Source organism: Variovorax sp. V93, from assembly GCF_041154485.1.
GTDB lineage: Bacteria > Pseudomonadota > Gammaproteobacteria > Burkholderiales > Burkholderiaceae_C > Variovorax > Variovorax beijingensis_A.
In genome coordinates this window covers 460,688-474,790 of the sequence record NZ_AP028670.1, presented here as the reverse complement: position 1 = coordinate 474,790, position 14,103 = coordinate 460,688, and the positions used below count along the sequence as shown (strand labels likewise).

The following is a 14,103-nucleotide window of genomic DNA, read 5'->3' as shown; positions in this document are numbered from 1 at the left end:
GGCAGCGCGGGTGTCGCGCCGATGCCGCCCGAAGTGGCGCGCCTGGAGCAGGTCGCGCTGCGCCGCGGCCACACGATGGCGCTCGACGGCGTCAGCCTGGCGATTCCAGCGGACAGGATGGTCGGGCTGATCGGACCCGACGGCGTCGGCAAGTCGAGCCTGCTCGCCCTGCTGGCCGGCGCGCAGGCGGTGCAGCAGGGCCGCGTGCAGGTGCTGGGCGGCGACATGGCCGTGGCGCACCACCGCCGCAGCGTCTGTCCACGCATCGCCTACATGCCCCAGGGCCTGGGCAAGAACCTCTATCCGACGCTCTCCATCGAAGAGAACCTGCAATTCTTCGGCCGCCTGTTCGGCCACGCCGCGGCCGAGCGCCGCCGCCGCATCGATACGCTGGCCCGGACCATGGGCCTGAGCCCGTTCCTGGCGCGTCCGGTGGGCCAGCTGTCGGGCGGCATGAAGCAGAAGCTCGGCCTGTGCTGCGCGCTGATCCACGATCCCGATCTGCTGATCCTGGACGAACCGACGACGGGCGTCGATCCCCTGTCGCGCGTGCAGTTCTGGGCGCTCATCGCCGGCATCCGGCGGGAGCGCAGTGCCGCGGGCCGGCCCTTGAGCGTGATCATCGCGACCGCCTACATGGAAGAGGCCGATGCCTTCGACTGGCTGGTGGCCATGGATGCCGGCGCCGTGCTGGCCACCGGCACCTCCGCCGAGCTGCGCGCACGCACGGGTGCCGCTTCTCTCGAACAGGCTTTCATCGGGTTGCTGCCCGAAGGCAAGCGCGGCGATGCCGGCGAACTGGTGGTGCCCGCGCTGCCCGCCGCGGGCGAGAACGACATCGCGATCGAGGCGAAGGGCCTCACCATGCGCTTCGGCGACTTCGTGGCGGTGGACCACGTGGACTTCCGCATCCGGCGCGGCGAGATCTTCGGATTCCTCGGCTCGAACGGCTGCGGCAAGACGACCACGATGAAGATGCTGACCGGCCTGCTGCCTGCCAGCGAAGGCGAGGCGCGGCTGTTCGGGCGGCCGGTCTCGACCGGCGACCTCGATGCGCGGCGGCGCGTGGGCTACATGTCGCAGTCGTTCTCGCTCTACGGCGAGCTGACGGTGCGGCAGAACCTCGTGCTGCATGCGCGCCTGTTCCGGGTGCCGGAGGCGAAGGTGCTCCCGCGGGTCGCCGAACTGGCCGCGCGCTTCGGGCTGGAGGGCGTGCTCGACCGCCTGCCGGACAGCCTGCCGCTGGGCATGCGCCAGCGGCTCTCGCTGGCCGTCGCGACGGTGCACGGCCCGGAAGTGCTGATCCTGGACGAGCCGACGTCGGGCGTCGACCCGGTGGCGCGCGACATGTTCTGGCGCCTCATGATCGACCTGGCGCGCAAAGACGGCGTCACGATCTTCATCTCGACCCATTTCATGAACGAGGCCGCGCGCTGCGACCGCATCTCGCTGATGCACGCCGGCCGGGTGCTGGTGACGGACCGCCCCGCAGCCATCGTCGAGCGCAGCGGCAAGGCGACACTCGAGCAGGCGTTCATCGCGCGGCTGCAGCAGGCCGCGGGCACCGGCAGCGAGCCGGCGGCCACGGCACCGGCACCGCCTTCCAAGAATGACGGGCGCCCCCCGGCCCGCACACACAGCCCACGCTGGTTCAGCGCCGCCCGGGCCTGGAGCTTCTCGCGGCGCGAGGCGCTGGAACTGCGGCACGATCCGGTGCGCGCCACGCTCGCACTGCTGGGCACCGTGATCCTGATGTTCATCATCGGCTACGGCATCAGCATGGACGTCGAAAACCTCAGCTATGCGGTGCTGGACCGCGACCAGACCGGGCTGAGCCGGAATTACGCGCTCGATCTGTCCGGTTCCCGCTATTTCGTGGAGAAACCGCCGATCTCGGACTACGCCCAGCTGGACCGGCGCATGCGCAGCGGCGAACTGGCGCTGGCCATCGAGATTCCCCCGGGCTTCGCGCGCGACGTGCAGCGCGGCAGCCCGGTGCAGATCGGCGCCTGGGTGGACGGCGCGATGCCCACGCGTGCCGAGACCGTGCGCGGCTATGTGCAGGCCATGCACCAGGCGTGGCTGGTCGGCGTCGCCGAGCGCCGGCTGGGCCTGCATCCGGTGGCGGCCAGCACGATCGAGGTCCGCTTCCGCTACAACCCCGATGTGCGGAGCCTGCCGGCCATGGTGCCGGCCGTCATTCCGCTGCTGCTGATGATGATCCCGGCGATGCTCGCGGCGCTTTCCGTGGTGCGCGAGAAGGAGCTGGGCTCGATCGTCAATCTCTACGTCACGCCGGTCACGCGCGCCGAGTTCCTGCTGGGCAAGCAGCTGCCCTACATCGGGCTGGCCATGTTCAACTTCCTGACGATGTCCGCGCTGGCGGTGACGCTGTTCGGCGTGCCGATGAAGGGCAGCTTCGCCACGCTGATGCTCGGCGCGCTCCTGTTCACGACCTTCTCGACCGGCTTCGGCCTCCTGTGCTCGACCTTCACGCGAACCCAGATCGCGGCGATCTTCGTGACGATGATCGGGTCCATCGTGCCGTGCATCAAGTTCGCCGGCCTGGTCGATCCGGTTTCGTCGCTGGAGGGCACCGGTGCGTTCATCGGCCGCATCTATCCGGCCGCGCACTTCCTCACCGTGAGCCGCGGCGTCTTCAACAAGACGCTCGGCCTGCCGGATCTCGTGCCTCAGTTTCTGTGGATGCTCGCGGCGGTGCCGGTGATCCTCGGCCTGTCGATCGCCTTGTTGAAGAAACAGCAGGCCTAGCCATGAAACTGCCATCGCTTTCCCATGTCCTGCGGCTCGGCATCAAGGAACTCTGGAGCCTGCTGCGCGACCCCACGATGCTGGTGCTGATCGGCTATTCCTTCACCGCGGCCATCTACATCGCCGCCACGGCCATGCCCGAGAGCCTGCACCATGCGGCCATCGCCATCGTCGACGAGGACGGATCGCCGCTCTCGGCGCGCATCGTCTCGGCCTTCTATCCGCCCCATTTCAAGACGCCTGCGCTGATTTCGCTGGCCGAGGTGGACGCGGCGATGGACAGCGGCCGGCAGACCTTCGTGCTGGACATTCCGCCGGGATTCCAGGCCGACGTGCTGGCCGGCCGCTCGCCGGCGGCGCAGCTGAACGTGGACGCCACGCGCATGAGCCAGGCGTTCACCGGCAGCGCCTACATCCAGCAGATGGTGGCCGCGGAGGTCGGGGAGTTCGTGCAGCGCTTTCGCGGCGATGCGGCGATGCCGGTGGAGCTCGCCCTGCGCATGCGGTTCAACCCGAACCTCGAGGAGGCCTGGTTCGGCTCGCTGTCCGAGCTCATCAACAACGTGACCATGCTTTCCGTCATCCTCACCGGCGCCGCCCTGATCCGGGAGCGCGAGCACGGGACCATCGAGCACCTGCTGGTCATGCCCGTCACGCCGGCCGAGATCATGCTGGCCAAGGTGTGGTCGATGGGGCTGGTGGTCATGGTGGCGGTGGGCATCGCCCTGGCGGTGGTCGTTCGCGGTGCGCTGCACGTGCCCGTCGAAGGCTCGGTCGCGCTGTTCATGGCGGCCACGTCGCTGCATCTGTTCGCAACCACCTCCATGGGGATCTTCATGGCCACGGTGGCCAGGTCGATGCCCCAGTTCGGCATGCTGGTGGTGCTGGTCCTGGTGCCGCTGGATATGCTCTCCGGCGGCAGCACGCCGCGCGAGAGCATGCCGCTGTTCGTCCAGAACGTGATGCTGGCGGCCCCGACGACGCATTTTGTGTCGGCGGGCCAGGCCATCCTGTTCCGCGGTGCGGGCATTGGCGTCGTGTGGCCGCAGTTCGCGATGCTCGCGGCCTTCGGCTGCGTGATGTTCGCAGCCGCGCTGGCGCGGTTCCGCAAGGCCATCGGCCTCATGGCCTGAAGCCTCCGCGGGCCCGACGCGGCCCTCGCAGAGGTTTCGAAGGCTCTGGTCCGGCGCAAGGATGCTCGGACCGACCCGCGAGCGTGACGAACTCCGCTGGGGCGTCCGGTTCTGGGCCGGGGTCGGCGGGCGAGCGAATGTCGATGATGCACCGCGTCGGCGCTTTCGCTCGTCGTCGCGGCCGGTCTTCGGCTCGCGCGCGCCGAGTCTGGCGGAGGCGTCCTCATCGGAGCGCGGGCCAGGCCGAGGCAAGACATGCAAAGGCGAGGCCGGTGATCAGCGCGGCCGACAGGCGCAGCGCATAGGCCTTGCCGCCTGACACCGCCGCCACCGCACAGCGCGTCAGCGTGTTGGCCCCGACCGCCACGAGCACGCCTCGCACGAAGTGCTCCGTGGACAGCGCGCCGGCTGCGTGCAACGAGGCCAGCGAGGCCACGGGCGCATGCGCGTCGACCAGGGCCGCAAGTGCGATACCGAGCTGCAGTCCGGTGTCGCCGAAGCGCCGCTGCGCCGCGCTGACCAGCAGTGCGACGAGCGCCAGCGCCAGCGCAACGGCGAGCGCTGCACGCGGGCGTAGCGCGCTGCGGCGGCTGACGGGAACGTCTATTCGATCCGCGGGCCTGGGAGACAGGAGCGGCAGCAGGCCGATGGCCGCTGCGCCGGCCGCGCCGGCCAGCGCCACCGGCAGCAGCGCGAGCGCGGCGTGCGGCGAGAGCGCGGCACTCATCGTCAACGCCAGCAGCCAGGTGGCGACCCCCGACAGGGCGGCACCGCTTGCCAGCAGGCGGGCGTGGGACGGCTGCCGGCGCGCGCGGCTGCCGAACGACGCCACGGTGGCCGTGCTCGACACGAACCCGGATGCGAAGCCCGCGCCCAGCATGCCGCCGCGCACGCCGAGCCAGCGCGTGGCCGCCTGGCCCGCGGCCTGGATCGCCATGATCAGCAGGACCATCGCGGCCAGCGGCCGGGGGTTGATGCCGCCGAGCATCTCGATGGGCCGGGAGGGAATCAACGGCAGCGCAATCAGCGTGAGCGCGGCCAGCAGAATGCCGTCGTGCAGCTCCTGCTCGCTGAGCAGTTCGGTGGCGAAGCGGTGCAGCCGGCGGCGCGCCGCCAGCAGCAGCGCCAGGCCGGTCCCGCAGGCGGCGCCCAGCGGCGGCGTGACGACGGACAGGACCCCGATGAGATAGGTCGCGAACAGGGCAATCTCGGTGGTCATCCCCGGATCGCGCGAACGGCTCTTCCAGTGCGACACGACCGCAAGCAGGGCGACCAGCGCCGCCCCGATGGGGGCCAGGCCCGCAATGGGCAGCAGCTGCGCGAGGGCGCCGGCCAGCGCCGCGATGGCGAAGGTGCGCAAGCCGGCGGCCGCGCGGCGATCGCCGTCGCCCTTGCGGCGCTCGCGCTCGATGCCGACCATGAGGCCGATGCCCAGCGCCACGGCCAGGCCGACGATCGCAGCCGACAGGTCGATGGTTTCCATGCCCCCAGTGTCGTTGCGGGTGGCGCCGCGTCAAGGCATCGCAGCCGCCCCGCCGGCCCCGCCCCGGGCAGGCTTGATCTTGCGCAAGCCACGAAGGCCCTCCGGCGCGGAGGATGCGCCGATCCTGCGCTTCGGCGCATCTTCGATGGAGAACGGCATGTCCAGAAGAATCCTCGTGCTGCAAGGCCATCCCGATGCGTCGGGCGCGCACTTCGGCCATGCGCTGGCCGACGCCTATGCGCAGGCCGCGCAGGAGGCCGGCCACGAAGTCCGGGTCGTCCGGATCGCGGAGCTGGAGTTTCCGTTGCTGCGCAGCAAGGCGACGTGGGAGTCCGAAGAATTGCCGCCGGTGCTGAGGCCGGCGCAGGATGCCATCGGGTGGGCCGAGCACCTGGCGCTGTTCTTTCCGCTGTGGCTGGGCGGCATGCCCGCCTTCACGAAGGGCTTTCTCGAACAGGTGCTGCGTCCGGGGTTTGCGCTCGCGAGGCCCGGGGAAGGCGGCATCGGGGCCAAGCTTCTCAAGGGGCGCTCGGCGCGCATCGTCGTGACCATGGGAATGCCGGCGCTCGTCTATCGCTGGTACTTCCGCGCGCACAGCCTGAAGGCCTTGGAGCGGAGCATCCTCGGCTTCGCGGGCATGGCCCCGATCCACGAAACGCTGGTCGGGCAGGTCGAAGGCATGAGCGATGCGCAGCGCGGGAAATGGCTGCGCAGGCTCGCTGCCCTGGGACGCGGCGGCGGGTGAGATTCGCTCCCGCCCCTTGGCAAAAAAAGAAGCCCGCCCTTCTTGCGAATGGCGGGCTTGGTGAAGGTCCCCGCTCGGGCCTTTGAAGCCCGGGCAGTCTGGGGTTGCCTTCATCCCCATGGTGTCGGAGTACGACACCATGAACTCCCCCGAGGGGGATTCCCCACTGCCACCTTTGAATCTCCGGCTTTCGCCCTTGATTCATCGGTTCGTTCAATGTACTGCCAACCATCCGTGTGCGCTTTGATCCAGCGCAAGTCCGGACCACGTGGGGCCTCATTGGAGCTTGATCGATGTCAAGACGCAGGGGCGGCCGCGAGCCTAGCCTTTGCAACATTGCTACCCAGCCATGCGGCCTGGAGGCGCCGAGCGATGGACGAGCTTTTCGAAGACCGTGCGAACGCCGGGCGCCGCCTGGCCAAGGCGCTGCGCGCGATGAAGCTGCAGGACCCGGTCGTGTTCGCCCTGCCTCGCGGCGGAGTGCCCGTGGCGGCGGAGGTCGCGCGCGCGCTGCGTGCGCCGCTCGGCCTGCTGCTGGTGCGCAAGATCGGCGCGCCCGGACAGCCCGAGGTCGCCGTGGCCGCGGTGGCCGAAGGCCCGCAGCCGATCGTCGAAGTCCGCCATGACATCCTGCGCCTGGCCGGCGCGTCGCCCGACTACGTACAGGGCGAGCTGCCGCGTCATCTCGAGGAAATCGAACGCAGGCGGCGGCTCTATCTCCAGGGGCGTCCGTCGCCGCCGGTGCAAGGTCGAACGGCGGTCCTGGTCGATGATGGCATCGCAACCGGCACCACCGTTCGCGCCGCGCTGCGAAGCCTGCGCGGCCGCCACCCCTCGCGCATCGTGCTCGCCGTGCCGGTCGCGCCGGCGGACGAGCTCGCGGACCTGCGCTCCGAGGTGGACGATCTGGTGTGCCTTCTGACCCCGGAACCCTTCGTCGCCGTGGGGGCGTACTACCGCCATTTCGACCAGACCACCGACGCGCAGGTGGTCGCCCTGATGGCCAGGCAGCGCTGAGCGGCGCGCTGCAGGTCAACCCCCCGCAGTGCCTGCGCGCTCCGCACCGGGCGCCTGGCCCGGCGCTGCGAAGGTCCGCACGAAGTCCAGCGACGACACCACGCCGACAATCCCGCCTCCCTGGGTCACCACCACATGATGGATGCCGCGCTCGACCATGAGCGCCGCCACCAGGCCGACGGGCGTGTCCGCGTCGACGACGATCGGCTTGTAGGAGCACATCTGCCAGGCGCGCGTCGCGGCCGCATCGCGTCCTTGCGCGTGAAAGCCCACGAGATCCGAGGCGCTGATGACGCCCACCACCTCGCCCCGGGCCGGTTCCAGCACCGGCAGCCACGTCAGCCGCCTGGCCGCGAGCAGGGTCTCGATCTGCGCCACGCTGTCGTCCATGCCGGCGTTGCACACCGGCTGCTGCATCAAGGAAGAAATGGGCGTCTTCATCATGGCGTTGCTCCTTCTCCTTCTGTCGGCCGGCGCGGCGCCCGTTGCAGCCGCTGTTCGACGGCGAGGACGTCGCGCGTGATCTTGAGCAGCGTGTCCGGCGTCACGCTCATGGCATCGATGCCGAGCTCGACCAGGTACGCGGCCACCTCGGGATAGTCCGAAGGCGCCTGGCCGCAGATGCCCACGTGGCGCCCGTTGCGCCGCGCGCCTTCGATCGTCTGCTGGATCATGGCCTTGACGCCATCGTCGCGCTCGTCGAAGTCGAAGGCCACGATGCGCGAGTCGCGGTCCACGCCCAGCACGAGCTGCGTCAGGTCGTTCGAGCCGATCGAGAATCCGTCGAAGAGCTTCGCGAAAGCGTCGATCTGGATCACGTTGTTCGGGATCTCGCACATGACGTAGATCTCGAGCCCGTTGTCGCCGCGCCGCAGCCCATGGGCGGCCATGGCCTCGAGCACGCGCTCGGCCTCCTGGACGCGGCGGCAGAACGGGATCATGAGCCTGACGTTCACGAGGCCCATGTCCTCGCGCACCCGCTTCATGGCCGCGCATTCGAGCGCGAAGCCTTCCGCGTAGGCCGGATGGGTGTAGCGCGAGGCGCCGCGGAATCCGATCATCGGGTTCTCTTCCTTCGGCTCGAACCCGCTGCCGCCGAGCAGGCTGGCGTACTCGTTGGTCTTGAAGTCGGACATGCGCACGATCACCGGCTTCGGATGGAAGGCCGCCGCGATCATGCCCACGCCTTCCGACAGTTCGCGCACGAAGTAGTCGGCCGGCTGCGCGTACGAGTGCGTCAGGCGTGCGATCTCGGCGCGCACCGCGGGATCGTCGATCTTCTCGGGGTGCACCAGCGCCATGGGATGCACCTTGATGTGCTCGGCCACGATGAACTCCATCCGCGCGAGGCCCACGCCGTCGTTGGGCAACAGTGCCGTCTGGAAAGCGCTGTCGGGGTTGCCCAGGTTGACCATCAGGTGGGTCTGCGGCCGCCCGAGCGTGGAGAACTCCACGCTGGACTTCTCGAAGGGCAGGCTGCCTGCGTAGACGCGTCCCTCGGCGCCTTCGGCGCAGGACACGGTGATCTCGTCGCCCGTGCGGATCCTGGCGGTCGCGCTGTCGCAGCCGACGACGGCGGGAATGCCCAGCTCGCGGGCCACGATGGCCGCGTGGCAGGTGCGCCCGCCGCGGTTCGTGACAACCGCGGATGCGATCTTCATCACGGTGCCCCAGTCGGGCATCGTGGTATCGGCCACCAGCACTTCGCCCGGCCGGAACTGGCCGAGCGCCAGCACGTCGGCGACGACCCGCGCCTTGCCCGATGCGATCGCCGAGCCCACGGCACGGCCGGTGACCAGGGGCGATGCCGGCGCAAGCAGGTGGTATTCGTCGACGCGGTTCAGGGGCTTGCGCGACGCCACGGTCTCGGGCCGGGCCTGCACGATGTAGATGCGGCCATCGAGACCGTCCTTGGCCCATTCGATGTCCATCGGCGTCGGACAGCCCGCGCGCCGGCTGTAGTGGTCTTCGATCGCGACCGCCGCGTCGGCGAGCGCCAGCACGTCGGCATCGCCGATGCAGTAGCGTGCCCGGTCTTCCTGCGAGGTCTGCAGGTTGCAGGTGGACTCGCGGCCGGCGCCCTTGGAATACACCATCCGCACGTCCTTGCCGCCGAGCTTGCGCCGCAGCACCGTCCGGTGGCCCAGTTTCAGGGTGGGCTTGAAGACGTAGAACTCGTCGGGATCCACCGTCCCCTGGACGACGTTCTCGCCCAGGCCATAGGCGCCGGTGATGAAGACGACGTCGCGGAATCCGCTGTCGGTGTCGAGCGTGAACATGACGCCGCTGGCGGCGCGGTCGGAGCGCACCATCTGCATCACGCACACCGACTGGAGAATCTGGAAGTGGTCGAAGCCGTTGTCGACGCGGTAGGCGATCGCGCGGTCCTTGAACAGGCTTGCAAAGCACAGCCGCACGGCGTCCAGCAGCCGGGCCTCCCCGGAGATGTTGAGGAAGGTCTCGTGCTGTCCCGCGAAGCTGGCCCCCGGGAGGTCCTCCGCGGTGGCGGAGCTGCGCACGGCCACGGTCATGTCGGCACCGTACTCCGCGCGCAACTGCGCATAGGCCGCGCGGATCTCGTTCGCCAGCGCTTCGGGAAGCGTGGCAGCGTAGATGATTTCGCGCGCAATCTGCGCCCGGCGGGCGAGGTCGTCGACGTCCTTCACGTCGAGGCCGGCCAAGGCCTCCCGCAGGCGCGGCAGCGCGCCGGCGAGCTCCAGGGTTCGCCGGTACGCGTCCGCGGTGATGGCGAATCCGTTGGGCACGTGCACGCCGTGCGGCGTCAGTGCGCGGTACATCTCGCCGAGCGAGGCATTCTTGCCGCCCACGGTCGGCACGTCATCGGCACCGAGTTCGGAGAACCAGCGTATGTAGCTCGCCTGCGGGATCATGGCCAACCCCTCCTACGCCGGACCGGCGGTTCGTTCCGCCTGGTCGATGGCGCTTCGAGCTGCGCACATGGCCTGGCACAACGCGCTCTCCCGCGCGTCCTGGTCTTCCCTGGTGATCCCGCGGCCGGCAAGGGCCGGCAGCTCTTCGACCCGGTAGGTCCAGGCATAGCCCTGGCCGCGCTCGCGCTGTGCCTGAACGACGATCGTCCTGCCCCGGTGCTTCTGCGAATGTCTCATGCTGCTCCTCGGATGAAGGGTGTCCGAAATGCGCTTCGTGGCTGAGATGCTAGGACGGGCCGGCGTCCATGCCTTGCGCTGCATCAAGCGCATGCGCATCGCGCAGGCAAGGGCGGGACAGACCGCGCCCGGCCGGGCTGCGAGCTTGATGCGCGTCAACCCGCGCGGCATCCCCATGCGGCATCCTGCAGGCGTGCGGATGCGATCCAGCCGCCAGTCCCATGCCACCGCAAGGAATCACATGAAGAAAATTCTCTCGCTCTGCCTGGCCGCGTTCCGGCGGCGCGCGCCGGTGCGCCGGCACGAAGAAGAACCCGACCTGGTGCAGAGGCTGCGCGAAGCCGGTCTTTGACCGCTCCGGGTGCCGGACCGATTCGCACCCCGGGAGTACGCCATGCGTGCCGAGCACGTCGACATACTGATCCCAGCGGAGATGGCATACCTCCCCGACCGCCCATTCGGGCGGATGATGCCTGCCAGGGTCCCCATCGGGCCGGCGTAGGTAAGCGGACGCGTTGATCGCGCCGGCGCCCATCGCTCGGGCCTCTTTTGACCAAGGAGCGACATGAGCGGCTTCTCATTCCTTGCGGTCTTCGGCGGTGCCGGTTGCGGCGCCTTGCTGCGCTGGTGGCTGGGCGGATGGCTCAACCCCGTGTTCCCCACGGTGCCGCTGGGAACCCTGGCCGCCAACCTCATCGGGGGTCTGCTGGTCGGCGTGGCCAGCGCCTTCTTCACGCACAACGGCGGCCTCGCGCCCGAATGGCGGCTGCTGATCGTCACCGGCTTCCTGGGCGGCCTGACAACGTTCTCCACCTTCTCGGCCGAGGTCGTGACGCTGATCGGCCGGCAGGAGCACTGGTGGGCCCTGGGCGCGGCGAGCGTGCACCTCGCCGGCTCGCTGGTCCTGACCGGGATCGGCATCCTGATTGCCAACGCCCTGTTCGTCAGGGCCTAGCGGGAACGCAATGAGCCGAAGGAGGCCCACCATGCAAGGCATCTACCTCAAGTTCTATGTCCAGGAGAACCGCCGCCACCACGGCATCCTCGCCTACGAGTGGCTCCTCGAGGAAGCCAGGAAGGTGGGAATCCCGGGTGGCTCGGCCTTTCGGGCGATCGCGGGCTTCGGCCGCCACGGCAAACTGCATGAAGAGCATTTCTTCGAACTCGCCGGCGACCTGTCGGTGGAAGTCGGCTTCGCGCTCAGCGAGCAGGATGCGAAGAGCTTCCTCGACCATCTGGATGGCGAGGATCTCAAACTCTTCTACATCAAGGTCCCGCTGGCGATGGGGGTGGTCGGGGGCACGCCATGACCGGCACCTGGGCACTGCCGGCCTGTGCCTTGCCGGCATGGTGCTCGCGGGTACCATCGGCAAGGTACCACGCGCTCGTATGCGTGGCCGGTCATCGCGACTGCGCGCCGGAAGTCCGCCGGCGGGAGAGGAGACACCATGTTCGGCAAAGTCCTTCTGGCGTACGACGGAACCGAGGCCGCCGATCTGGCTTTCGCACGCGCCCTCCAGGTCGCGCAGGAGGCCCATGTCCCACTGCATGTCGTGGCCGTGGCATGGTCTCCGGAGGTGGAGACGCACGCGTCACTCGACAAGGCTCGAGATGAATGCTGGGCCTGCCTGAACCTGCTGCGCAGCAAGGCGGCGGCAGCCCGGGTCGGCCTCGAACTCGAGGTCGTCGAGGGCAACTGCGCCGATCAGATCGTCGCGGTTGCAGATCGCCTGGAGGCCGACCTGATCGTCATCGGCCACCGCCATCGCACGCTGGTGCAACGCATGTCGGAGATGTCGCTTGCCAAGCGGATCGTCGATCATGCCCATTGCTCGGTGCTGGTCGCGAGATGAGCGCTCGCGCCCTGCCGGCAGCCGGCACGTTGGCCATGGCGCGCATCCTGGGCTCGGCATTCCTTGCGCTATCGCAAGATGGCGCGCAACGAAGGCGCCTACCGTGAGGGCATGAAAGCACTCGTGTACCAAGGCCCCGGCCTCAAATCCCTCCAAGACCGGCCCAAGCCGGAGATCCAGGCGCCCGGCGATGCGGTCGTGAAGATCCTCAAGACGACCATCTGCGGCACCGACCTGCACATCCTCAAGGGCGACGTGCCGACCTGCACGCCGGGCCGCATCCTCGGGCACGAAGGGGTGGGCGTCATCGAGGCCGTCGGCGCCGGCGTGACGGCCTTCCATCCGGGCGACCACGTGCTGATCTCGTGCATCTCGTCGTGCGGCAAGTGCGAGTACTGCCGCCGCGGCATGTATTCGCACTGCACCAGCGGCGGCTGGATCCTGGGCAACACCATCGACGGCACGCAGGCCGAATACGTGCGCATCCCGCATGCGGACACCAGCCTCTATCCCATTCCACCGGGCGCGGACGAGGAGGCGCTGGTGATGCTGAGCGACATCCTGCCGACCGGCTTCGAGTGCGGCGTGCTCAACGGCAAGGTTGCCCCCGGCAGCGCGGTGGCCATCGTGGGCGCCGGGCCGATCGGCCTGGCCACGCTGCTCACGGCCCGGTTCTATTCGCCGGCGCAGATCATCCTGATCGACCTGGACGACGGGCGGCTCGAAGTCGCGCGCCGCTTCGGCGCGACGCACACCATCAACAGCACCGACGGCAAGGCGGCCGAGGCGGTGCTCGCGCTGACCGGTGGCCGCGGCGTGGACGTGTCGATCGAGGCGGTCGGCATACCGGCCACCTTCGTGCTGTGCCAGGACATCGTGGCGCCCGGCGGCACCATCGCGAACATCGGCGTGCACGGCCACCCGGCCGAACTCCACCTGGAACGGCTGTGGTCGCAGAACATCGCGATCACCACGCGGCTGGTCGACACGGTCTCGACGCCGATGCTGCTGAAGACAGTGCAGTCCCACAAGGTGGACCCGGGCCAGCTGATCACCCACCGGTTCACGCTGGACCAGGTCCTCGATGCCTACGACACCTTCGGGCGCGCCGCCGAGACGCATGCGCTCAAGGTGATCATCGAGGCTTAGGCCTCGTCCGCGCCGGTTTTTCCTTTCTCTCTTTTTTCCACCCGGCGAGGCCGTCCGGCATCGCCTCCACCAGGGCATACCCATGTCGCTTTTTCACGCAGTCGCCTGGACCGACCACCACACCGCGCAAGTGCTCCAGTTCGACGCCACCCAGGTTCTCGAGCAGCAGGTCAAGGCGCACACCCACTACACCCGCCAGCACGGCAGCCAGGTGCGCAGCGAGCACGCGTTCTTCGGCGAGGTGTGCGATGCGATGGAGGGGATCGCCGAAGTGCTGGTCGCCGGCTCCCACACCGCGCAGGCCGATTTCCGCCACTACGTCGAGAAGCACCGCCCCGAGGTGGCGCAGCGCATCGTCGGCTGGGAGACGGTGGGCCGCATGAGCGCCAACGAGATCGTCGCGCTGGCGCGGCGCTACTTCGCCGTGCATGCGGGAATGGCCACGCCCATGAAGGCTGAATGAGGACGGGGCGGGCCCTGGCAGCCCCTCGAGCCGCGGCAGAACCGGCAGGCCGAGGCGCGGATCGCTTGATATTCCTCAAGCGGCCTCTCCCGCATGTTCCTAGGATGGGCCCACACCTTTCGGAGACCTCCATGGCCAGCGATGCTTTTTCGACGACCCCGGCGCCCTTGGGCAACGGCTACCTTCAATCCGTGATGGGCTGGCAGATGGCCGTCGGCAAGAGCATGCTGCAGGCGCAGCGGCGGCAGTGGGAGATGATGGCGGCCTGGCAGCGCTCCATCGGCACCGTCCAGCGCGAACTCCTGGACCAATGGATCTGCCGTTTCGGCGGCGGCGTGCCGCTGGACGGCTAGGACCGCG

Annotated in this window: 15 protein-coding genes and 1 riboswitch; of the genes, 11 read left to right on the top strand and 4 right to left on the bottom strand. The window is 69.1% G+C overall.

The window, feature by feature from the left end; translation table 11 throughout:
• The first annotated feature begins 21 nt into the window (after positions 1–21).
• Together rbbA and ACAM54_RS28205 are read left to right on the top strand one after the other, a co-directional pair.
• Complete coding sequence (gene rbbA, locus ACAM54_RS28210) at positions 22–2,772, top strand: ribosome-associated ATPase/putative transporter RbbA (protein ID WP_369651845.1); 2,751 nt, start codon at positions 22–24, stop codon at positions 2,770–2,772.
• Positions 2,773–2,774: 2 nt separating this feature from the next.
• The gene (locus tag ACAM54_RS28205) at positions 2,775–3,905 is read left to right on the top strand and encodes an ABC transporter permease (protein WP_369651543.1); all 1,131 of its coding nucleotides are present in this window, start codon (positions 2,775–2,777) and stop codon (positions 3,903–3,905) included.
• 223 nt (positions 3,906–4,128) lie between these two features.
• Here ACAM54_RS28205 and ACAM54_RS28200 read toward each other — a convergent pair whose 3' ends face one another.
• A complete protein-coding gene (locus tag ACAM54_RS28200; RefSeq protein WP_192325663.1) occupies positions 4,129–5,388 on the bottom strand; it encodes a DUF4010 domain-containing protein in 1,260 nt (419 codons plus the stop codon).
• Here ACAM54_RS28200 and ACAM54_RS28195 point away from each other — a divergent pair.
• Positions 5,378–6,133 carry an NAD(P)H-dependent oxidoreductase gene (locus tag ACAM54_RS28195; protein ID WP_318646696.1) on the top strand — a complete coding sequence of 252 codons (756 nt, stop codon included), beginning with the start codon at positions 5,378–5,380 and terminating at the stop codon, positions 6,131–6,133. The genes ACAM54_RS28200 and ACAM54_RS28195 overlap by 11 nt on opposite strands.
• Positions 6,134–6,505: 372 nt before the next feature.
• The gene (locus ACAM54_RS28190) at positions 6,506–7,150 is read left to right on the top strand and encodes a phosphoribosyltransferase (RefSeq protein ID WP_192325659.1); all 645 of its coding nucleotides are present in this window, start codon (positions 6,506–6,508) and stop codon (positions 7,148–7,150) included.
• Between the two features lie 15 nt (positions 7,151–7,165).
• On the opposite strand, the gene ACAM54_RS28185 is transcribed toward ACAM54_RS28190, so the two are convergent.
• From ACAM54_RS28185 to ACAM54_RS28175, 3 genes are read right to left on the bottom strand one after another with little or no spacing between them, the layout of a single operon-like run.
• Complete coding sequence (locus ACAM54_RS28185; RefSeq protein ID WP_369651544.1) at positions 7,166–7,594, bottom strand: cyclic nucleotide-binding/CBS domain-containing protein; 429 nt, start codon at positions 7,592–7,594, stop codon at positions 7,166–7,168.
• Entirely contained in the window at positions 7,591–10,041 is a 2,451-nt protein-coding gene (gene ppsA / locus ACAM54_RS28180; RefSeq protein WP_192325657.1) for a phosphoenolpyruvate synthase, read from the bottom strand. Before ppsA ends, ACAM54_RS28185 begins: the two co-directional genes overlap by 4 nt.
• A gap of 12 nt (positions 10,042–10,053) precedes the next feature.
• Entirely contained in the window at positions 10,054–10,278 is a 225-nt protein-coding gene (locus ACAM54_RS28175; RefSeq protein WP_192325655.1) for a hypothetical protein, read from the bottom strand.
• A gap of 28 nt (positions 10,279–10,306) precedes the next feature.
• Here ACAM54_RS28175 and ACAM54_RS28170 point away from each other — a divergent pair, with 28 nt between their 5' ends.
• From ACAM54_RS28170 to ACAM54_RS28140, 7 genes are all read left to right on the top strand, one after another.
• On the top strand, positions 10,307–10,630 hold the full coding sequence (locus tag ACAM54_RS28170; protein ID WP_225613092.1) for a hypothetical protein: 324 nt from the start codon (positions 10,307–10,309) through the stop codon (positions 10,628–10,630).
• A gap of 68 nt (positions 10,631–10,698) precedes the next feature.
• Positions 10,699–10,761, top strand: a riboswitch (Fluoride riboswitch).
• Positions 10,762–10,843: 82 nt separating this feature from the next.
• The gene (crcB, locus tag ACAM54_RS28165) at positions 10,844–11,233 is read left to right on the top strand and encodes a fluoride efflux transporter CrcB (RefSeq protein WP_369651545.1); all 390 of its coding nucleotides are present in this window, start codon (positions 10,844–10,846) and stop codon (positions 11,231–11,233) included.
• A 31-nt stretch (positions 11,234–11,264) separates the two neighbouring features.
• Entirely contained in the window at positions 11,265–11,588 is a 324-nt protein-coding gene (locus ACAM54_RS28160; protein WP_192325649.1) for a DUF190 domain-containing protein, read from the top strand.
• 138 nt (positions 11,589–11,726) lie between these two features.
• Entirely contained in the window at positions 11,727–12,131 is a 405-nt protein-coding gene (locus tag ACAM54_RS28155) for a universal stress protein (RefSeq protein WP_192325647.1), read from the top strand.
• A 111-nt stretch (positions 12,132–12,242) separates the two neighbouring features.
• The gene (locus tag ACAM54_RS28150) at positions 12,243–13,280 is read left to right on the top strand and encodes a zinc-dependent alcohol dehydrogenase family protein (protein WP_192325810.1); all 1,038 of its coding nucleotides are present in this window, start codon (positions 12,243–12,245) and stop codon (positions 13,278–13,280) included.
• Positions 13,281–13,362: 82 nt separating this feature from the next.
• Positions 13,363–13,743 carry a hypothetical protein gene (locus tag ACAM54_RS28145; RefSeq protein ID WP_369651546.1) on the top strand — a complete coding sequence of 127 codons (381 nt, stop codon included), beginning with the start codon at positions 13,363–13,365 and terminating at the stop codon, positions 13,741–13,743.
• A 131-nt stretch (positions 13,744–13,874) separates the two neighbouring features.
• Positions 13,875–14,096: a hypothetical protein gene (locus ACAM54_RS28140; protein ID WP_192325643.1), complete on the top strand. Its 222-nt coding sequence runs from the start codon at positions 13,875–13,877 to the stop codon at positions 14,094–14,096.
• The last annotated feature ends 7 nt before the right edge of the window (positions 14,097–14,103 follow it).